The sequence below is a fragment of the Mycobacterium pseudokansasii genome, from assembly GCF_900566075.1.
In the GTDB taxonomy this organism is placed as follows: Bacteria; Actinomycetota; Actinomycetes; order Mycobacteriales; family Mycobacteriaceae; genus Mycobacterium; species Mycobacterium pseudokansasii.
In genome coordinates this window covers 3,005,037-3,024,705 of sequence record NZ_UPHU01000001.1, presented here as the reverse complement: position 1 = coordinate 3,024,705, position 19,669 = coordinate 3,005,037, and the positions used below count along the sequence as shown (strand labels likewise).

Sequence of the window (19,669 nt, the reverse complement as noted above, 5' to 3'; positions counted from 1 at the left end):
GCTAATTACTTCCTTTCGTGTTCCGGTCTTGTGCCAGTTGCGCATTGATGTGCTGGGCAAGTCGTGCCGCCGTGCGCTCCCGGGCGCCCGCGGGCCAGTCGAGGAAACCGTGTCCGGTGCGCGCTCCGAGTTGCCCGTCGGCAACCAGCCGGCGCAGCAGCGGGCTGGGATGCGGGTCGCTGTTGAGGCTGGGGATTACCGCATCGTGGATGGCCAGGGTGAGGTCGAGGCCGATGTAGTCGGCGTTTTCCAGCGGGCCCAGGGTGGCCAGCCGGAGTCCAATGGTGTTGTGCACCACCAGATCTACCGTCTCGGCGTCGCAGACGCCTTCAGCGACCAACGCCATCGCCTCACGCCACAGCGCATGCTGAAGCCGGTTGCCGATGAATCCGGGGACGTCGCGTGCGACCCGCACCGGCATCTTGCCGGCCTCGGTCAGCAGCGCCACGATGCGTTCCACCGTGTCCGGGGAGGTTCGATCGCTGGGCACCACCTCGACGACCGGAATGAGGTCGGGCGGATTCCAGAAGTGCGTACCGATGACTCGGCTGCCGTCGTCGACGCGCTCGGCGACGCCGCCGATCGGCAGGACGGACGTGTTGGTCGCCAGCACCGCATGTGGGGCCAGGTTCGCCAGGCGTTGGAAGAGTTCCTGTTTGACCGCCAGGTTTTCGACGATCGCCTCGACCACCAGATCGGTGTTGTGCACCGCCGCCGCCAGATCACCGGTGGCGGTGACCGATCCGCGTTCTGCGCCGGTCACTGCGGCGGCTTCCGCCGCTGCCGCTTCGAGGATTTCGGCGTTGGTGTCGGTGATCGCGACCTCGAGCCCCGTCGACGCCAGCACGCCGGCGATGCGCCGGCCCATCAAACCGGCGCCGACGACGGCGGCGCGAGAAAATCCGTGAGGCGTCAGCATGCGGTGTACCCCCCGTCCAGATACATCACCTGGCCGGTGTAGAAGCTTGACGCGTCGCTGAGCAGATAGATCAGTGCGCCGACGAAGTCTTCGGGTTCGGCAAAGCGGCGCAACGGGATCCGGGCGAACATCGCCTCGCGGGTGGCGCGTCCCTTCTCGTCGTCGGCGTACATCCACTCGGTCAGCTCGGACCGGAAAACAGTTGGCGCAAGGGCATTTACCCGGATTCCGTCAGCACCCCATTCGGACGCCAGGGATTTGGCCAGCAGATCGGTGCCCGCTTTCGACGGGCAGTAGGCGCTGTAGCCGGCGGGGTGACCGAGCGCTCCGCGGACCGATGAGACCAGCACGATGCTGCCGCCGTCGCCCTGCTCGAGCAGAACCCGCCCGGCCGCTTGGCAGACCAGCCAGGCGCCGCGCAGATTTGCATCCATCACCTTGTCGAAGTCCTCGACGGCCATCTCGGTGATCGGCGCGACGTGGTTCATGCCCGACGCCACCAGAACCCCGTCGAGGCGGCCGTGGTGGGCAATGGCCGCAGCCACCATGGCCTCAGCGTCGGCCGGAGTCTCGGGCCGACGCTCGACCATGACCGCGTTGTCGATGCCGGCGTCCTCAACCAACTCGGCCAGGCCGGCAGCGTTGCCGCCGGTCAGAGTCAGCCGCGCACCTGCATCCGCAAGCGCCCGAGCGGCGACGCTGCCCAGCGAACCCGTGGCGCCGGTGATCAATATGGACTTGTCTTGCACGCTGAACCGCGTCAAGCCCGGATTTGGCGCTTGCTGTGTCATCGTCACCATCTCTCACCGTTCTCCTGCAATGCAGGCGTATCGACCCGTTATGTGAGAGATGGTATGGGGGTAGCAAGCCGGACGTCAACCAACTACTCCTGTGATATAGGCCGCTATAGCCGTATCGCGGGATTTGAGCCGGATTGCTGACCGGATGGATCGCGGCGGTCAATAGAGCGCACGTTGCTCGACCCGCGCGATTACCGAGGGGCCGAATGGCTCGATACGGCGCCCCGGCGGCGGCTCGACAAAGACGCCGGTGAGCCAACTCAGCTGGCGTGCTGGGGATACGCTGGTTGTTTCGGCGGTCGATGATGACCGAGTGGGAGTACTGCGATGTCCTACCTGGTGGCGGTCCCAGAAATGTTGGCTTCGTCGGCGGGGGATGTGGCGAGTCTTGGCGCGGCGCTCAGCGCGGCAAACGCGGCAGCTGCGAAACCCACGAAGGCGATGCTGGCGGCGGGTGCGGACGAGGTGTCGGCGGCCATTGCGTCATTGTTTTCCAAAGAGGCCCAGGCCTATCAGGCGCTCAGCGCCCAGATGGAAGCGTTTCATCAGCAATTTGTCCAGGCGTTGAACGCCGGCGCGGGACTAAGGCTTTCGTGACGGCTGAGCCATGTTGTTCAGGCGAACCGAGGAACCCGGCATCGTTTCGCCGAAAGCCGTCGACCTGTCAAAGTACTCGACCCTCTACCGGCCCATCTGACACGCGGACTGATAACTCGTGCACCCGGGTGATCCGCCCGCGCGAACGCGCTCAGCGGCGCTTGGCGCCCCGCTTTTCGCGCACCCGCACGTTGATCCGGATCGGACTGCCCTCAAAGCCGAATGTCTCGCGCAGCCGCCGCTCCAGGAACCGCCGGTAACCGGCCTCCAGAAAACCTGTGGTGAACAGCACGAACGTCGGAGGCCGCGCGGTCGCCTGGGTGGCGAACAGGATGCGGGGTTGCCGGCCGCCGCGCACCGGGGGCGGCGTCGCGGCCACCACTTCCTTCAGCCAGGCGTTCAGCGGGCCGGTCGCTATCCTCGTGTCCCACGACTCCAGCGCGCTCTCCAGCGCCGGCACCAGCTTCTGCACCGCCCGACCCGTCTTGGCCGAGATGTTGACTCGCTGCGCCCAGCGCACCTGCACCAGTTCGCGGTCGATCTCCCGCTCCAGCAGCTCGCGCCGGTCCTCGTCGACCAGATCCCACTTGTTGAAGGCCAGCACCAGCGCCCGTCCGGCCTCGATGACCATCGACAGCACCCGCTGATCCTGTTCGGTCAGCGGCTGTGACGCGTCGACCAGCACGATCGCCACCTCGGCGGAATCGATGGCCGCGTGGGTGCGCACCGACGCATAGAACTCGTGTCCGCTGGCCTGGCCGACCTTGCGGCGCAGTCCCGCGGTGTCGACGAAACGCCATACCTTGCCGCCCATTTCGATGAGCGAATCCACCGGATCGACCGTCGTGCCCGCGACTTCGTGCACCACCGACCGCTGATCGCCGGCCAGCTTGTTCAGCAACGAGCTCTTGCCCACGTTGGGTTTGCCGACGAGCGCCACCCGCCGGGGACCGCCGGCCACCGGTGCCGCTTCAGACACCAAGGGCAGCGCGGCCAACACCTCGTCGAGCAGATCGGCCACACCGCGACCGTGCATAGCGCTGACCGGATGCGGCTCGCCAAGTCCCAGCGACCACAACGCGGCCGCGTCGGCTTCGCCCTTCTCGTTGTCAACCTTGTTGGCGGCCAGGAAGACTGGCTTACCCGAGCGGAGCAGGATGCGGGCGGCGGCCACGTCGGCAGTGGTGGCACCGACACCGGCATCGACCACCAGAACTACGGCATCGGCGGTGCGCATCGCCACCGACGCCTGCTCGGCCACCAGTTGCTGCAGACCTTTGGCGTCCGGCTCCCATCCACCGGTGTCCTGCACGACGAACCGGCGTCCACTCCACAGGGCGTCGTAGGACACGCGGTCACGCGTCACGCCCGGAACGTCTTGTACCACCGCCTCACGCCTGCCCAAGATCCGATTGACCAGAGTCGACTTGCCGACGTTGGGCCGGCCCACGATCGCCACGACCGGCGCGGGCGCCGACTGCGACAGCTCGGCCGAATCGGAATCGTCAAGCTCCCAGTCGCTTTCGTCGGACCAGGTGCCGTCGTGGGTCACCGCAGGGCTCCGCTATGCTGCGTCACCAACTCCAATAGGTGATCGACGACTTGGGCCTCGGTCATGTCGCTGGTGTCGACGACGATCGCATCAGCCGCCGCTCGCAACGGCGACACCGCGCGGGTGGAATCCAGATGGTCGCGCCGGCGCACGTCGGCCAGCACCGCGTCGTAATCGTCGACCAAACCGGCCGCGACATTTTGATCGTTGCGGCGCCGGGCCCGCGTTTCGGCCGACGCGGTCAGAAAAATTTTGACCGGGGCATCGGGGAACACCACGGTCCCGATGTCGCGGCCCTCCACGACGATGCGGTCCGGCCCCCCGGCCAAGGCACGTTGCAGTTCGACCAGCCGCTCACGCACCACCGGCACCGCTGACACCGCCGACACCGCCCGGGTGACGTCATCTCCCCGGATCTCCGCCGAAACATCTTCTCCGGAAAGGCAAAAGCTGCTCGCATCCGGGCTGTCGCCGACCGACAACTGCGCAGTCGATGCGCAGTCCCCGACCGCCTGGGCGTCTGCCGGATCGATTCCGGCGCGCAGTATCGCCAGCGTCACCATCCGGTACATCGCCCCGGTATCCAGAAAGCGTGCTCCCAGCCTACGAGCTAATCCCCTGGAAACAGATGACTTTCCAGTCCCAGCCGGACCGTCGATGGCGATAACCGTGCCCGCCACAGGCTGAGGACCGGCTTGGCTTGCGTCGCTCACAGGCCCACCGCTTTGTACAGCTGTCCGATCTCGTCACGACCCAACGCCCGCACGCTGCCCGGGCGCTGCTTTCCCAGTCTCACCGGGCCGATATCGGTGCGCACCAATGCCTCCACCGGAAATCCCGCCGCCGCCAGCAGCCGGCGCACAATTCGATTACGTCCTTCGTGCAGCGTCACCCGCACCAACGTCTTGCCCGGGATCGCGTCCACCACCGCGAAATCGTCGACCTTGGCCCGCCCGTCGTCCAATTCGATTCCCGCCCTGAGCTTTTTGCCCAGCCCCCGCGGCACCGTCCCGGCCACCGTGGCCAGATAGGTCTTGGGCACCTCGTGTGAGGGGTGCATCAACCGGTGCGCCAGCTCGCCGTCGTTGGTCAGCAGGATCAGTCCTTCGGTGTCGGCGTCCAGCCGCCCGACATGAAAAAGATTCTTGTTCCCCCGGACTTTCCGCTCGATCAGGTCGCCGATACACGGCCGGCCGCGGTCGTCGGCCATGGTCGAGTGCATCCCCCGAGGCTTGTTCAGCGCTAGGTAGACCAGCGACTCGTCGACCACCACCCGGGCCCCGTCGACCCGGATGACCGAGATGTCCGGGTCGACCCGGGTGCCCAGCTCGGTCACCAGCTTTCCGTCGACCTCGACGCGGCCGTCGATGATCATCTTTTCGGCAGCCCGCCGAGACGCAATTCCGGCCTGGGACAACACTTTTTGCAAACGAATGCCCGGTGACTGCTCAAGCTCAACCATCAGTCATTGTCCACGTCGAACGTCAACGTCTGGTCGGATGGCTGGCCGCCGGCGAGTTTGATGAAACGCGGCTCGCTTTCCAGAGAGGCGCTCAGGTCATCGATCGTGTCGACGTCGGGAAGCAGCGGCGCAAGATCGGGCAGCTCGGACAATGACGTCAAACCCAAGCGCTCCAAGAACAAGTCGCTGGTCGCGAACGTCACCGCACCGGTGTCCTCGTCGGTACCGACCTCGGTGATCAGGCCGCGCGCCAGCAGGGTACGCATCACGGCGTCCACATTGACCCCGCGAACCGCACTCACCCGCGCACGCGTCACCGGTTGACGGTAAGCTACGACCGCAAGGGTTTCCAGCGCGGCCCGGGTGAGCTTGGTCCGCGCTCCGTCCAGAAGCAGCTTCTCGACGTAGGGCGCGAATCGGGCCCGGGTATACAACCGCCAGCCGTCACCGCTGTGCCGCAAATCGATGCCGCTGTCGCGTTCGGTCAGTTCGTCGGCCATCAACCGCAGTTTCGCCGCGACCCGGTAGACCGGTTGTTCGGTGGCCGTGGCCAGCGCCTCGGCGGTCACCGGGGTGTCGACGACCAGCAGCAGTGCCTCTAACACCCGTCCGAGTTCGTCGGGATCCATCTCGGTGGGCTCAGCGATCTCCGGGATGCCCGATGACAAGGCATAGCCGAGATCTTGGTCGGGATCTGTGTCATCACTGGCGCCGGTCATCATTGGTCTTGCACTTCCACCAAGGCTTCGTTGGTCGGCCGTTCCCCGGTCCACGAAATCTGGAGCACCCCAAGGGGCTCCGACTGGTCGAATGCTACCGCCCGGGACCTATACAGTTCGAGCAGCGCCAGGAAGCGCCCCACCACCTCGATCGGCGCCCGACAGTCGGCGACCAGCTCAGAAAATGTGGCCCATTGGCCACCGCCCCGCGCTTGCAGCATTGCGAGTAGGTGTTTGGCCTGCTCGGCGACCGAGACGCTCTGCTCGTGCAGGTGTGCGGTCGCCACTTTGGGTGCCGGTCGCGGAGTCAGGGCGACCGCGGCGATCTCGGCGAAGCGTCCGGCGTCGACGCCCAGCATCACCTCGGGCAGCAGGCCGGCGAACCGGTCTTCCAATGACACCGCACGCGGGTAACTGCGCAACGCGGTGGCCTCCAGCTCGGCGAACATCTCCGCGACATGCTTGAACGCCCGGTATTGCAGCAGCCGGGCGAACAGCAGATCACGCACCTCGAGCAGGGCGAGATCCTCTTCGTCGTCGACCTGCCCGGCCGGCAGCAGCCGGGCCGCCTTGAGGTCGAGCAAGGTCGCGGCGACCACCAGAAATGCCGTGGTCTCCTCCAGGTCCAGCTGGGCGCCAATGGCTTTGGTATAGGCGATGAAGTCGTCGGTGACCTGATGCAAGGCCACTTCGGTGACATCGAGGCGGTGCGCGAAAATCAGCTGCAGCAGCAGGTCGAACGGCCCCTCGAAGTTGGTCAGCCGGACGTGAAAACCGTTCTGAGGTGCGGTGTCTGGGTTCGCGGTGTCGTTCACACGCCGAATCGGTCGATGAACTCGCGGGCCAGGGCTCGGTAGGCCACGGCACCGCCGGACTTCGGGGCCCAGGTCGTGATGGGTTCGCCCGCGACGGTGGTCTCGGGGAATCGAACCGTGCGGGTGATCACGGTATCGAACACTAGGTCACCGAACCGCTCGACGACGCGGGCCATCACCTCTCGGGCGTTGACGGTGCGCGGGTCGTAGCGGGTCAGCAGGATGCCGCTGATCTCCAGCTTGGGGTTCAGCCGGTCGCGCACCTTGTCGACCGTATCGGTCAGCAAGGCCAGGCCGCGCAGCGAGAAGAACTCGCATTCGGTCGGGATGACCACACCGTCCGCGCAGGCCAGCCCGTTGACGGTGAGCAGACCCAGCGACGGCTGGCAGTCGATGAGCACGTAGTCGTAGCGGTCCAGCACCGGATACAGCGCGCGACCCAGGGTCTGCTCCCGGCCCACCTCGTTGACCAGCTGGATCTCGGCGGCCGACAGGTCGATATTGCTGGGCACCAGATCCATGTCCTTGACCCGGGTGTGAATCAGCACGTCGTCGATCGACACGCGCGGCTCCACCAGCACGTTGTGGATGGTCTTTTCCAGCTCGTAATGCGGGACACCCAGGCCTGCGGACAACGCCCCCTGCGGGTCCATGTCCACCAGCAGGACTCGCCGGCCGTACTCGGCCAGCGCGGCACCCAGGTTGATGGTCGACGTGGTTTTCCCGACGCCGCCCTTCTGGTTGCACATCGCCACCACCTTGGCCGGCCCGTGTGAGGTTCGCGGCACCGGGTCAGGGATCGCCCGCGGCGGCCGTCCGGTCAGGCCGACTTCGATGCCGCTGTCGGGGTGGTCGGTCATACCCGGTCGCGGCTGAGGGTGACGGGCGTCAGGGTGGACATCGCAGGAAAGTCTAACGGCTTCCTCCGCCTGCGCCGGGAGACCCGCGGGCAACTATGGGAGCTATGCCGTCGTCGGCAGCAGCGGGACCGCGGCGCTGTGACATGCTTCTCCGGCAAGGCGCATTAATTGGGAGCTGCCATGGATGACACGAGCACCGGCCAACGTAGCCACACCGATCAACTCGACGCCCGGCTACTGCGGATTGCCGGCGTGTGTGTCCTGGGCTCGATGATGTCGATCGTGGACACGACGGTGGTCACCGTCGCGCAGCGCACCTTCGTCGCCACGTTCCACACCACTCAGGCCATGGTCGCCTGGACCATGACCGGCTACACCCTTGCTTTGGCGGCGGTGATCCCGCTGGCCGGTTGGGTAGCCGACCGGTTCGGCACCAAGCGACCCTTCATCGGTTCGCTGCTCGCGTTCACCTTCGGCTCGCTGCTGTGCGCGATGGCGCCGAACATCACCATGCTGGTCGCGTTCCGGGTGGTGCAGGGCCTCGGCGGCGGCATGCTGATGCCGCTGGTGCTGACCATCCTCGCCCGAGAGGCGGGCCCCCGCCGGCTCGGGCGGGTGCTGGCCATCTTGGGCATTCCGATGCTGCTCGGCCCCGTTTTCGGCCCGGTGCTGGGCGGTTGGCTGATCGACAGCTACGGGTGGGAATGGATCTTCTGGATCAATGTGCCAATCGGGCTGGTCACATTGCTGCTTGCGGCAATCGTCTTCCCGAGGGATCAGCCGACACCGTCAGAGTCATTCGACGTCCTCGGCATGCTGCTGCTGTCCCCCGGCCTGGCCACATTCCTGTACGGGGTGTCCGTTGTTCCCGCGCGCGGAACGGTGACCGACCGCCATGTGTGGATACCGGCCGCGCTCGGTCTGGCGCTGATCGTCGGGTTCGTCTTACATGCCAGCTACCGCGCCGAGCATCCGCTGATCGATCTGCGGTTGTTCACTAACCGCGTGGTCGCACTTGCCAACTCGGCGATGTTTCTGTTCGCCGTCTCCTTTTTCGGCGCCGGGCTGCTATTCCCCAGCTACTTCCAGGAGTTGCTGCACCAGACCCCGCTTGGGGCCGGGATGAGCATGGTCCCGAGGGGAATCGGCGCCATGGTGACCATGCCGCTGGCCGGATCCATGATGGACAAACGCGGACCAGGCAAGATCCTGCTGGTCGGCGTGACGCTGATCGCCGCGGGAATGGGCATCTTCGCCTACGGGGTGGCCAGACAAGCGGCGTACCTGCCGACACTGCTCATCGGATTGACGATCATGGGCCTGGGCATGGGTTTGACGATGATGCCGCTTTCCGCCGCCGCGGTGCAGACCCTGGCCCCGCATCACATCGCGCGGGGTTCGACGTTGATCAGCGTCAATCAGCAGGTGGCCGCCTCGGTGGGTACGGCACTGATGTCGGTGATCCTGACCGGTCAGTTCAACCGCAGCGCAAACATCTCCGCTGCCCACGCAACCGAGGTGCTGCGCGACAACGCCGCTCAGCGCGGGGTACCGCTTGACGAATCAGCCCTGCCGCCGGCGGCACGCGACCCCACTTTCCCGGTCGCTCTGGTGCACGACCTTGCCCACGCCTACGCAGTGGTGTTCGTGTTCGCGGCCGTGCTGGTCGGGCTCACCTTCGTTCCGGTGGCGTTTCTGCCGAAAAGTCAAGCAGCACAACGGGTTTAGGCGCGCAAGCTAGCTCACGTCAACGTCGAACTCGATGGGCAGCGTGACCGGGCCCGTCAGTGGCGTGAACGGTCGCCACGGCGCCGGGCCGGTGCGCCGCGGGTTGCGCAGTCGCTGGGTCATGACCGTCAGTCCCAACCCGAGCTCGGCCCTGGCCAGGTGCGCGCCGAGGCAATGGTGCACCCCGGCACCGAAAGCCAGCCTCGCGGAAGGATCGTCACGGGTAATGTCCAGGCGCTCCGGATCTTCGTATACGTCGGGGTCTCGGTTGGCCGCGGCGATGTTGACACTCAGCTGCGTGCCGGCCGGAACGACCACGCCGGCCAGTTCGACGTCCTCGACGGCTTGGCGGATGACAAAGAAAACCGCCGGAGTGTGCCGCACCAGCTCGGCCACGGCGGTTGGGGCCAGCTCGGGGTGCCGGCCGAGCAGTGCCCACTGCTCCGGGTGGTCGCAGAGCACCTGAACGGCGGCGGCCAGCTGGTTGCGGGTGGTGTCGGTGCCGGCCATCAGCATTGCCGATACCAACCTGCACAGCTCGTCGCGGTTGAGCCGGTCGCCGTCCTCCTCGGCGCGGATCAACTCCGAAATCAAGTCGTCGGTGAGGTTGTCGCGCCGCTGCACGACCATGTCGTCGACGTAGGCATCGAGCTGGTCGTAGGCATTCATGATGACGGCCTCGTTCCCGGCGGCGTTCCAGGTGAACATCTTGAAGATGTCGTCGGCCCAGTCGGAGAACAATTGCCAGTCCGTTGCGGGAGCGCCGAGCAAGGCGCAGATGACCGGAATCGGATAGCGCTGAGCGATATCGGTGACGACGTCGCACCGGCCAACCACTGTCAGCGGATCAACGAGCGAGGTGATCACTTCCGTGATCGTCGGCTCCAGCCGCACCGTCGAGCGTGGCGTGAACGCCTTGGAAACCAGCCGGCGCAGTCGGTTGTGTTCGGCACCGTCCAGACTCATGAGGTTGTTACGGAACCGTTCCCACAAGCGACCCGACGTGATCCCTTGGGCGGCAAGGAAAAGTCCCTTCGGCACGGTGAACCGGCTGTCGATCAGCACGCTTCGTACCAGTTCGTAGCTCAGGATTTCCGGACCTAATAGGCCCATGGCGATCGGGGCCTGTTCGCGTGCTTGCCGGATGAGGTGGTGCGCTTCCTCCGGACTGCGGGCGTCTCGATAGGCCAGCGACGGCAGGTCGGCTTCGAACACGCTCGGACACATGGACTCCCACACTAACGTCGCCGGCCACCAGGATCGAGCACCAGGTGTCGGGCGAGACGCATTTGTGGGTCAAGCCGCAGGTTCGGAATTACATTTCAATTTGCCCCTTCCTGGCTGACGCAACGCAACGCTTTACTCACCGGAATTGATTTGGGGCCCGAGATTAGGCGTGCGGTGATTTTATTCTCGTTCACCACCCCTAGCTGGGGTTTAACAAAGCGGCAATTGCAGCACGGCCCCCTGATCTCGACGACGGCCGATACAGACTAGGGCACTGTTTGCCGACATCGATGTCGCGACCGGGCCGCGTCAGTCCCAAGCGATGGGTGGTGCCGATGACCGTCAATTTCCCTGCCAACGAAGCTCACCACGTCGATGCCGCTCGGTGCCTCGCTGCGTTGCGCTCACGGGGGGCGCGCGATGGGGCATCGGCCATGGTGATCGGACGGTAGGGCGTGCCCGGCGTACAAAACTTTCCCGTTGCCCGCAGCCCGCTGGGGGCCGGCAACATCAGCCCATGTGCGCTATCCGACTTCGCGGCGTTGCCACCCGAGATCAATTCGGGGCGTATGTACAGCGGCCCGGGATCGGGGCCCCTGATGGCCGCCGCCGCGGCGTGGGACCGGTTGGCGGATGACCTGGAGACCGCGGCGACTGCCTACAGCTCGGCGGCCTTGGAGCTGGCCAGCCTGCGGTGGCGGGGCCAGGCAGCCGATGCGATGGTGGCCGCCGTTCTGCCGTTTGTCAGCTGGCTGAGTACCACAGCGGTGCGTGCCGAACAGGCCGCAATCCAGGCCAGCGCGGCCGCAGCCGCCTATGAGTTCGCGTTTGCGCTGACCGTGCCACCGCCGGTGATCGCGGCCAACAGGGCTTTGTTGACGGCACTCGTCTCGACCAACTGGTTCGGGCAAAACAGCCCGGCGATCGCGACCGCCGAAGCCCACTACGCCGAGATGTGGGTCCAAGACGCCACCGCCATGCACGAATACGCCGGCGCCGCGGCGATCGCCTCGGTATTGACGCCGTTCGCTCCGCCGCCGAACGTCGCCAACCTGTCCCCGGCCGCACTTCCCTGGAACACCTTGCTGCAGTACTGGACCACGATTCTGGACGCCTTGGCCATCTCGGAGGCTTTCGTTTACGACGCCGGCGGGCTCACCCTGAACTCCCTGCAGTTCGTGGGGGCGATGTTGTGGTCCAGCGCTTCCAACGTCGAAGTGCCGGCCGCGGCGGCCGGGGCGGCAGCCGGTGCTTCCAGCGCCGCTGCGGCGTGGAGCTTGTCGCAGGTGGGCGCCGGGCCGGTAGCGATCAGCGCAGGTCTGGCCGTCAAGATCGGACCGATGTCGGTGCCACCGGGGTGGACCCCGCCGCCCTCTTCCGCAGGCGCGAAGGTGCTGACGATACCGGCCCGCGGAGTTCGTGCCGGCGTCCGGGCCGGCGAATTGTCTGGCCTGCTGCAGAGTGTATCGCCGTCACGGTCGAGAGCGGCTGAGGACGGCGGCAATTTCGGCCGCCGATATGGATCACGAGTCCGGGTGATCTGTCGACCGCCGAACGCCGGATAGCCGGTTCAGTGATCGACCCGGCGGGCCGCGACAACGTAAGGAGCTCATAGCAAATGGATTTCGGGGCACTGCCACCGGAAGTCAACTCGGGGCGCTTGTACGCCGGCCCGGGTTCCGCGCCCATGGTGGCGACCGCATCGGCCTGGAACGGATTGGCTTCCGAGCTGAGTCTGACCGCTGACGGCTACGAAAGGGTGCTGACGACGCTGCACTCCGACGAATGGCTGGGCCCGGCATCGGCCTTGATGTTCCAAGCGGTCGCACCCTATCTGGCATGGATGCGAGCCGCCGCCGCGCAGGCCGAACAAGCTGCCAGCCAGGCGCGGGCGGCAGCGGCAGCCTTCGAGACGGCGTTTGCCTCAGTGGTCCCCCCGCCGCTCATCGCGGCCAACCGCGCGCAGCTGGCATCGCTCGTCGCGAAAAACGTCTACGGGCAATTCGGTGCCGCCATCGCAGCCCTGGAAGCTCAATACGCTGAGATGTGGGCCCAGGACAGCAGAGCGATGTACAGCTACGCGGCTTCCTCGGCCAGCGCCGCGAAGCTCACGCCATTTACCCCGCCGCCACACATCACCAGCCCGTCCGCGGTCGCTATGCAGTCCGCCACGGTTGCCCAGGCCGCTGCCACCGCGGCGGGCACGGCGCAGAGCACACTGTCCGGGCTGATCTCTGAGCTGCCGGGCACACTGATGAGCCTGGCGTCTCCTCTCGCGTCCGAGTTGGCGTCGGTCGGCGCCTCCTCGATTCCGGCGTGGCTGCAGTGGCTCGTCGACTGGTATTTGCCGATATCCCAGCTCATCTACAACACCGTGGGTCTGCCGTATTTCGCTATCGGTATCGGCAACAGCCTGATCACGTCGTGGCGGGCGCTGGGCTGGATCGGCCCGGAGGCCGCCGACGCGGCCGCGGGAGCGGCCTCGGCTGCCGCCGGCGCCGCCCCGGCTGCCGTCGGTGGCGCCGGGCCCATAGCCGCGGGACTGGGCAACGCATCCTCCGTCGGTAAGTTGTCGGTGCCTCCCGCGTGGACCGCCGTCGACCCGGGCGTGGGCCCGGCAGTAGCGGACGCTGCACCGCTGGCCAGCGACATCGTCAATCCGCCGGAGGTCGCCGCGCCGGGAAGCCTGTTGGGCGGAATGCCACTGGCCGGCCCGGGCGCTGCCGCTGCGGGCGCCGGTCCCAAGTACGGGTTGCGGGTCACCGTGATGTCCCGGCCGCCATTTGCGGGGTGACCGCCGCCGCTGTGGTGCACAATTCAACCCACCACGTGATGAGGACCCCACATGCCGCACCTGCAACGCAGGCTCGCCAACCGTCATATTCAGTTGATCGCCATCGGGGGTGCGATCGGCACCGGCCTGTTCATGGGGTCCGGACGCACGATCTCCCTCGCCGGTCCCGCGGTGCTGGTGGTGTACGCGATCATCGGGTTCTTCGTGTTTTTCGTCCTGCGGGCGATGGGTGAATTGCTGCTGTCGAACCTGAACTACAAATCGTTCGTCGATTTCACGGCTGACCTGTTGGGACCCGCCGCAGCTTTTTACCTGGGGTGGTCGTACTGGTTCGCCTGGGTCGTCACCGGCATCGCAGACCTCGTCGCGATCACCGGCTATGCCAGGTTCTGGTGGCCCGCCTCGCCGGTTTGGTTACCGTCGCTGCTCATCGTCGCCCTCATCCTCATGGTCAACTTGTTCAGCGTCGGCCATTTCGGCGAGATGGAATTCTGGCTGGCGTTGATCAAGGTCGTCGCGATAGTGAGCCTCATCGCGTTGGGCGCATTCCTGGTGGTGACCAACTTCGTCTCTCCGCAAGGTGATCGAGCGACGATCGAAAACCTTTGGAACGACGGCGGATTGTTCCCCCGGGGCTTTATGGGCGTGGCCAGCGGCTTCCAGATCGCGTTCTTTGCCTACATCGGTGTCGAACTCGTCGGCACCGCCGCCGGCGAAACGGCAAACCCACGCCGTACGCTTCCCCGCGCGATCAATGCCGTTCCGGTGCGGGTGGCGATCTTCTACGTCGGTGCTCTGGTGGCAATCCTGGGCGTGGTGCCCTGGCGGCGCTTCGCCAGCGGCCAATCCCCGTTCGTGACAATGTTCTCGCTGGCGGGCCTGGCCGCGGCAGCATCGGTCGTCAACTTCGTGGTGACCACCGCAGCGGCCTCCTCGGCGAATTCCGGCGTGTTTTCCACCGGCCGGATGTTGTTCGGCCTGGCCGACGAGGGCAGCGCACCAAGCGTCTTCCAACGCCTCAACCGGGGTGGCGTGCCCGCGTCGGCCATCATGTTCACGGCTCCGCTGCTGCTGACCTCCATCCCGCTGCTCTACGCGGGCGGGTCGGTCATCGGCGCCTTCACGCTGATCACCACCGTCGCCTCGCTGCTCTTCATGTTCGTATGGGCAACGATCGTCCTCAGCTACCTCGTGTACCGCCGACGGCATCCAGAGCGTCACGCCGACTCCGCCTACAAGATGCCCGGGGGCGTACGAATGTGTTGGGCGGTGCTGGCCTTCTTTGCATTCGTGATCTGGACCCTGACCACCAACCCCGAAACAGCGATCGCGTTGGCATCGGCCCCGCTGTGGTTCGCGGTCCTCACGCTGGGTTGGATCATCGTCCGGAGGCGAACCGCCAACGCCAGAGCGGTCCGCGTCGAGCCTTCAGTGTTGCCGTAGGCCGTGGGCGTCCAGCACCACGTCTCGCACCGCGGTGACCGGCAGGGGCGCAGCCTTATCCGGCAGCAGGTTTGGTGACGAGGTGATGATCAGCGGCGTGTCCTCGTCGGAGTCCGGCAGTCTGCCGTGCGTACCGCCGACATGCCTGCCGTGAAGAGCGATGACTCCCATGGTGTATCGAAGACCCAACGCCTTCTTGGCCAGTGCCGCGGCGGCCTTGGCTTTGACGGTCCGATCGTCGGGGTTCATCAGCAACTCGGCGGGGTCGTATCCGGGCTTGCGATGGATGTCCACGCACGGCGCGAACTCCGGTGCCCGGGCGTCGTCGAGCCAGTAGTAGTAGGTGAACCAGGCGCCCGGCTCGGCGACCGCCACCAGCTCACCTGCCCGCGGATGATCAATTGCCAAGCGCTGCTGTGCGTTTCGGTCCATCACCTGATCCACGCCGTCAAGCTCGGCGACCAGAGCGGCCACCCGGGCGATGTCGGACTCGTCGCGCACATAGATATGGGCGGCCTGATGGTCGGCGACGGCGAACGCCCGCGATGTCCACGGGTCCAGGTATTCCCGGCCCTGCTGGGTGTAGACACTCAGATACCCTTCCCGCCGGAGTTGACGGTTGATATCCACCGGGCGCTCAGCCGGTGCGATCCCGTACTCGGAGACGACGATGGTCGTCATGTCGTGCTCGGCGGCCGCGGCCAGCAGGGGCACCAGCGCCGCGTCGACGTCGGCGGCGGCGGTGATCGCCTGCGGTGAGTGCGGACCGTAGCGTTGAAAGTCGTAGTCCAGATGCGGGATATACGCGGTGAGCAGGGTGGGCGAATAACGTTGCAGGATCTCTATCGACGCAGCCACCAGCCAGCGCGACGACGTGATGTCGGCCGTCGGGCCCCAGTACTGAAAGAGCGGAAACACGCCCAGCTTGTCGGTCAGGATGTCGTGCAGATCCGACGGCACGACGTAGCAATCCGGCGATTTGCGTCCGTCTTGGTGATACACCGGCCGCGGCGTGACGATCACGTCGTTGCTCGCGTTCATCGCATACCACCAGCCGACGTTCGCCGAGGTGTATCCGTCGAAGCGACCGGCAGCGGTCTCCCAAACCTTCTCCCCCGCAACCAGCTTGTTGCTCTGCCGCCAGAGCAGCACCTCGCCCAGGTCACGGAAATACCAGCCGTTGCCGACGATTCCGTGCTGGTTGGGCATCAGGCCGGTGACCATCGACGACTGCACCGAGCAGGTGACCGCCGGAAACACCGGTGCCAGTTGTCGCATGGCGCCCTTGGCGGCAAGCGCGGCGAGATTCGGCATGTGCCGCAGCAGCGGTTGGGTGAGCCCGACGACGTTGACCAGCAGAACTCGTCGGGTCATGCCGCGTCCCGTTCGCGCAACAGGTCTTTCAGCCAACGGATTTCGGCCGCGATGTCCTCGGCCAGGCTGCCCATCCGCAGCGACGACGGAAGGACTTCCCAGGTGTAGGTTTCGATTTCGACGTCGATGGGCTCAGGCAGCGCCCCCGTGCTCAACATGCGCATGACATCGGCCAGCACCTGCGACGTGTTGCTCAACGGTGCCGGCGGAGCTAGGTGCAGCGGGACGTGGTAGTGCACCCGGGCGCTGCCGGTCCGCGGTGTCGACGGGTCCGCGAAGGACAGGTCGTCGCGGAACCACTGGCGCCCGTCGGCATCGACGCCGTTGACCTGATGCAGATACGGCGACCCCGCGAACTCGGCGAAGGCTTCGGTCACCCCGTCGGCGGCCAGGTCGTCGATCGCAATTGCGTTGGAGGCCTGGATCTTCACCACGTCGATGCCGATGTCGGCCAGACCGGCCACCACCTCGGCCGGGTTCTCACCCATCACGGCCAGGTGGCAGGTGTCCAGGCACAGTCCGATGTAGCGGGTATCGATGTTGCCGCGGCCGAACCAACCGATGGCGTCGCGGCATGATCCGATCACGCAGCCGGGCTCGGGCTCGACGGCCAACCTGATCCGATGCCCGGACTCCTGCTCGATGCGCCGCAGATCGTCGCTGAGCGCGGCCAGCGTCTGCCGGGCCCGGTCGTCGGCCGCCTCGTCCCATGGGTTGTTCCAGCCCAGCGGCAGTGTCGAGATGGTGCCGTGTTCGGTGCCGGCCAGCAGGTCACTGAGCACCTCGGCGCAGTGCCGGGTGTATGTGAGCCGCTCTGGCGTAGTCCAATCAGGTTGGTAGACTTTGTGTTTCACCGAAGCGCCGTGGAATACCCCGTAGGGAAAAGCGTTCATGGTCACCACGGCAAGCCCGTTGTCGGCCAGGATCGCGGCCAGCCGGGTGCGCGCTGCTCGATCAGTGGACAACCGGGCCATGGTGGCGGCCGGCAACCACAGGCCGACGCCGAGGCGTTCCAGTCCGGCGCGTTGCCGAGCCGGCGCGAACACCGACAGCAGTCGGTGCTCCAGCGCCTGCAGACTGTCGGCAGCGACGACATTGCTGCAGTAGGACAGCATCAGCGCTTTTCTCCGCGGTTGACGGTGTTGCCGGCGAAGGCCGCCTGCTGCCCTTCGCTCAACAGGCGAAGCTGCCCGCTTTGGCCGTAGAACTCGACCGGGTTGCGCCACAGCACCCGGTCGACGTCGTCTTCGCTGAACGAGGCCGCCAGCATCGCCTTCGCGGTCTTGACCGTCTTGAGCGGATCGGATCGTCCCCAATCGGCGGCCGAGTTGACGATGATCCGTTCGAGGCCGAAACGCTGCATCAAGACGACCATTCGCGCTTCGTCCATCTTGGTGTCCGGATAGATCGAGAAGCCCATCCAGCATCCGCTGTCTCGGGCCGGCTCAATGGTCACCTCGTTGAGGTGGTCCAGCAGCACCATCCCGGGATCGATTCCGACCCGCTTCACCAGCTCGATGCTGGCCAGCGTGCCCCCGAGCTTGTCCCGGTGCGGGGTGTGCACCAGCGCGGGCAGGCCGTATTCGGCGGCCATCTCCAATTGCGTGTGGAACACCGAGGTTTCCTCGGGTGTCATGGAGTCGTAGCCGATCTCACCGACGGCGACCACACCGCTCTTCGACAGATACCGCGGGATCTGCTCGAGCACGGCCCGGCAGCGGCTGTCGTTGGCCTCCTTGGGATTCAGCGCGATCGTGCAGTTGTGGGCGATACCGAACTGGGACGCTCGGTAACGCTCCCAGCCGATGAGACTGTCGAAGTAGTCGACGAACGATCCTGCGCAGGTGCGGGGCTGGCCCATCCAGAAGGCCGGCTCCACGACGGCACGCACGCCCGCGGCATACATCGCCTGGTAATCGTCGGTGGTCCGTGACGTCATGTGAATGTGCGGGTCGAAGATCCTCACTCCGGCACCTCCGTCATCGTGGCGGCCAGCTGCTGCAGCATCCTCACGTCGGCCGATACCGGCCGTCCGGCGGCAGTACGTTCGCTGATGTAATCGGTTGCCATCCGGCTCAATTCCGCATCGGCTCGGATGCGCAGGCCGGGTACGGCCCGTAACGGCACCTCCATGAAGATCAGCTTCATCACGCCATGACGCCAGGTGGGCTGGGCCAGGAACCGGGTTCCGAATCCACCGAGCGCCGCGCCGACCAGCCGCGGATCGTTGCACCGCAACGCATCCTCGGCCAGCGTCACGCCGGCCGCTGCGGTAACCGGTCCGAGGTTGCCGTCCAGCGCCGCCGTCTCCAGGCCGCGGAGCACGGCCAGGCGTTCGTCGCTATCCCCCCATTGGTACAGCCTTTCGACGAGCGGACCCGCTGTCTCGTCGGGAATTTCGGCTACCAGGGTGGTCAGCAGTTGTACTCGGGCCATGAGGGTCTCATCACCGGAGCCCTGCGACATTGCGCGCTCGGCTTTGGGGAAGACTTCCAGGATCTTGTCCGGGCCGCTACGGATCTCGGCCGCAGCGTTGTCGATCCACGAGCGCGCCGCGATCGGCAGCCTGGCGCGATTGATGGCGGACATGCTGCGCCGCAGCACATTCGGCGCGTCGTGGGAATGACGTGGCAGCTCGACCGAGGCAACCCCGCCGAAGCCGCTGGTCTGCAGGGCATCCATCACCGCCCCGAGATCGAGGTCGCCATGGCCGAACTCGAGGTGTTCATGCTTGAGCGGTGTCATGTCGTCGAGGTGGACGTTGACCAGTTTGTCGCCCAGGTCGGCGATGGCTGCGTGCGCGCCCGCCGGCTCGGTCATCACGCAGTGACCGACGTCGAGCGTGATGCCCAGTCGCGGCGGATCACCCAGTGCCCGGCACACGCCGCGGGCTTGTTCCACGGTCTCGACGAACATTCCGGGTTCGGGCTCGAATCCGAGCGTGACCGCCTTGCGGTCCGCATAGTCGACCACCTGCGCCAGCCTGCTGACGAGCAACTCCCGGGTGGTGTCGGGGTCGCTGTAGTCGACGGCGTAGCCGGACCACAGCGACACGCAGGTGGCCCCGAGGTCCGCGGCGATATCGATTGCCCGCCGAAGGAATTCGACGCGGGGTTCCGCGGCGATATCGACGAGCGCAGGTTTGTGCTTGACCTGCGGATCCAGCAGATAGCGCGCTCCCGTTTCGATCGCCACCTGCAATCCGTGAGCGTCCAGCAGCGCGCGCACGGCGCCCAGCTGCGCACCGAGATCGGAGTCGAAGGGCCGAACATGCGGGTAGCCGATGGTCAGCGCGACGGCGGTATACCCGTGATCGGCGATCAGCGCGAGCGCGTCGGCAAGCGGGTGGTCGGTCAAGCCATTCGTATTGTAGCCAACA

The 19,669-nt window shown here is 66.1% G+C and carries 17 protein-coding genes and 1 pseudogene; 5 read left to right on the top strand and 13 right to left on the bottom strand.

Annotation, left to right across the window (positions count from 1 at the left end; translation table 11 throughout):
- Position 1 precedes the first annotated feature (1 nt).
- Entirely contained in the window at positions 2 to 919 is a 918-nt protein-coding gene (locus EET10_RS13715; RefSeq protein ID WP_063468183.1) for a 3-hydroxyacyl-CoA dehydrogenase family protein, read from the bottom strand.
- On the bottom strand, positions 913 to 1,719 hold the full coding sequence (locus EET10_RS13710; RefSeq protein WP_099188383.1) for an SDR family NAD(P)-dependent oxidoreductase: 807 nt from the start codon (positions 1,717 to 1,719) through the stop codon (positions 913 to 915). Before EET10_RS13710 ends, EET10_RS13715 begins: the two co-directional genes overlap by 7 nt.
- Before the next feature lie 327 nt (positions 1,720 to 2,046).
- Between EET10_RS13710 and EET10_RS13705 the strand changes: the two are divergent.
- Positions 2,047 to 2,301, top strand: a pseudogene (locus EET10_RS13705) (PE family protein); the annotation flags it as partial.
- 166 nt (positions 2,302 to 2,467) lie between these two features.
- Here EET10_RS13705 and der read toward each other — a convergent pair.
- The 6 genes from der to EET10_RS13675 are packed head-to-tail and all read right to left on the bottom strand — an operon-like array spanning position 2,468 to position 7,724.
- Positions 2,468 to 3,868, bottom strand: coding sequence for a ribosome biogenesis GTPase Der (gene der, locus EET10_RS13700; protein WP_036403286.1), 1,401 nt, complete (start codon positions 3,866 to 3,868; stop codon positions 2,468 to 2,470).
- Positions 3,865 to 4,548 (bottom strand): (d)CMP kinase, encoded by a 684-nt coding sequence (gene cmk / locus EET10_RS13695; RefSeq protein WP_063468185.1) that lies wholly within the window; start codon positions 4,546 to 4,548, stop codon positions 3,865 to 3,867. The genes der and cmk overlap by 4 nt, the downstream gene beginning before the upstream one ends.
- 29 nt (positions 4,549 to 4,577) lie before the next feature.
- Positions 4,578 to 5,333 (bottom strand): pseudouridine synthase, encoded by a 756-nt coding sequence (locus EET10_RS13690; RefSeq protein WP_099188381.1) that lies wholly within the window; start codon positions 5,331 to 5,333, stop codon positions 4,578 to 4,580.
- Entirely contained in the window at positions 5,330 to 6,049 is a 720-nt protein-coding gene (gene scpB / locus EET10_RS13685) for an SMC-Scp complex subunit ScpB (RefSeq protein WP_036403292.1), read from the bottom strand. Before scpB ends, EET10_RS13690 begins: the two co-directional genes overlap by 4 nt.
- Positions 6,049 to 6,864 (bottom strand): segregation/condensation protein A, encoded by an 816-nt coding sequence (locus EET10_RS13680; protein ID WP_036403294.1) that lies wholly within the window; start codon positions 6,862 to 6,864, stop codon positions 6,049 to 6,051. The genes scpB and EET10_RS13680 overlap by 1 nt, the downstream gene beginning before the upstream one ends.
- The gene (locus tag EET10_RS13675) at positions 6,861 to 7,724 is read right to left on the bottom strand and encodes a ParA family protein (protein ID WP_036403296.1); all 864 of its coding nucleotides are present in this window, start codon (positions 7,722 to 7,724) and stop codon (positions 6,861 to 6,863) included. Before EET10_RS13675 ends, EET10_RS13680 begins: the two co-directional genes overlap by 4 nt.
- Positions 7,725 to 7,904: 180 nt before the next feature.
- Between EET10_RS13675 and EET10_RS13670 the strand changes: the two genes are divergently transcribed.
- On the top strand, positions 7,905 to 9,452 hold the full coding sequence (locus EET10_RS13670) for a DHA2 family efflux MFS transporter permease subunit (protein ID WP_063468180.1): 1,548 nt from the start codon (positions 7,905 to 7,907) through the stop codon (positions 9,450 to 9,452).
- Positions 9,453 to 9,461: 9 nt separating this feature from the next.
- On the opposite strand, the gene EET10_RS13665 is transcribed toward EET10_RS13670, so the two are convergent.
- The gene (locus EET10_RS13665; RefSeq protein WP_122502219.1) at positions 9,462 to 10,679 is read right to left on the bottom strand and encodes a cytochrome P450; all 1,218 of its coding nucleotides are present in this window, start codon (positions 10,677 to 10,679) and stop codon (positions 9,462 to 9,464) included.
- A 509-nt stretch (positions 10,680 to 11,188) separates the two neighbouring features.
- Here EET10_RS13665 and EET10_RS13660 point away from each other — a divergent pair.
- From EET10_RS13660 to EET10_RS13650, 3 genes are read left to right on the top strand one after another with little or no spacing between them, the layout of a single operon-like run.
- Positions 11,189 to 12,244: a PPE family protein gene (locus EET10_RS13660; protein ID WP_425461708.1), complete on the top strand. Its 1,056-nt coding sequence runs from the start codon at positions 11,189 to 11,191 to the stop codon at positions 12,242 to 12,244.
- Positions 12,245 to 12,297: 53 nt separating this feature from the next.
- On the top strand, positions 12,298 to 13,473 hold the full coding sequence (locus tag EET10_RS13655; protein ID WP_063468177.1) for a PPE family protein: 1,176 nt from the start codon (positions 12,298 to 12,300) through the stop codon (positions 13,471 to 13,473).
- 51 nt (positions 13,474 to 13,524) lie between these two features.
- On the top strand, positions 13,525 to 14,916 hold the full coding sequence (locus EET10_RS13650) for an amino acid permease (protein WP_051490525.1): 1,392 nt from the start codon (positions 13,525 to 13,527) through the stop codon (positions 14,914 to 14,916).
- Here EET10_RS13650 and EET10_RS13645 read toward each other — a convergent pair.
- From EET10_RS13645 to EET10_RS13630, 4 genes are read right to left on the bottom strand one after another with little or no spacing between them, the layout of a single operon-like run.
- Positions 14,902 to 16,290, bottom strand: a complete 1,389-nt coding sequence (locus EET10_RS13645) for an alkaline phosphatase family protein (RefSeq protein WP_036403302.1) — start codon at positions 16,288 to 16,290, stop codon at positions 14,902 to 14,904. The genes EET10_RS13650 and EET10_RS13645 overlap by 15 nt on opposite strands.
- Complete coding sequence (gene eboE, locus EET10_RS13640; protein WP_036403305.1) at positions 16,287 to 17,405, bottom strand: metabolite traffic protein EboE; 1,119 nt, start codon at positions 17,403 to 17,405, stop codon at positions 16,287 to 16,289. Before eboE ends, EET10_RS13645 begins: the two co-directional genes overlap by 4 nt.
- Complete coding sequence (locus EET10_RS13635; protein WP_036403307.1) at positions 17,405 to 18,256, bottom strand: TatD family hydrolase; 852 nt, start codon at positions 18,254 to 18,256, stop codon at positions 17,405 to 17,407. Before EET10_RS13635 ends, eboE begins: the two co-directional genes overlap by 1 nt.
- Complete coding sequence (locus EET10_RS13630; protein ID WP_244601939.1) at positions 18,253 to 19,647, bottom strand: TIM barrel protein; 1,395 nt, start codon at positions 19,645 to 19,647, stop codon at positions 18,253 to 18,255. The genes EET10_RS13635 and EET10_RS13630 overlap by 4 nt, the downstream gene beginning before the upstream one ends.
- Between the last annotated feature and the right edge of the window lie 22 nt (positions 19,648 to 19,669).

Bases quoted from the DNA above. Each gene is read 5' to 3' on its own strand.
- EET10_RS13670 (WP_063468180.1), top strand. From the start codon at position 7,905: ATGGATGACACGAGCACCGGCCAACGTAGCCACACCGATCAACTCGAC.
- EET10_RS13675 (WP_036403296.1), bottom strand. From the start codon at position 7,724: ATGACCGACCACCCCGACAGCGGCATCGAAGTCGGCCTGACCGGACGG.
- EET10_RS13655 (WP_063468177.1), top strand. From the start codon at position 12,298: ATGGATTTCGGGGCACTGCCACCGGAAGTCAACTCGGGGCGCTTGTAC.
- eboE (WP_036403305.1), bottom strand. From the start codon at position 17,405: ATGCTGTCCTACTGCAGCAATGTCGTCGCTGCCGACAGTCTGCAGGCG.
- scpB (WP_036403292.1), bottom strand. From the start codon at position 6,049: ATGACCGGCGCCAGTGATGACACAGATCCCGACCAAGATCTCGGCTAT.
- EET10_RS13715 (WP_063468183.1), bottom strand. From the start codon at position 919: ATGCTGACGCCTCACGGATTTTCTCGCGCCGCCGTCGTCGGCGCCGGT.
- EET10_RS13710 (WP_099188383.1), bottom strand. From the start codon at position 1,719: ATGGTGACGATGACACAGCAAGCGCCAAATCCGGGCTTGACGCGGTTC.
- EET10_RS13665 (WP_122502219.1), bottom strand. From the start codon at position 10,679: ATGTGTCCGAGCGTGTTCGAAGCCGACCTGCCGTCGCTGGCCTATCGA.
- EET10_RS13650 (WP_051490525.1), top strand. From the start codon at position 13,525: ATGCCGCACCTGCAACGCAGGCTCGCCAACCGTCATATTCAGTTGATC.
- EET10_RS13645 (WP_036403302.1), bottom strand. From the start codon at position 16,290: ATGACCCGACGAGTTCTGCTGGTCAACGTCGTCGGGCTCACCCAACCG.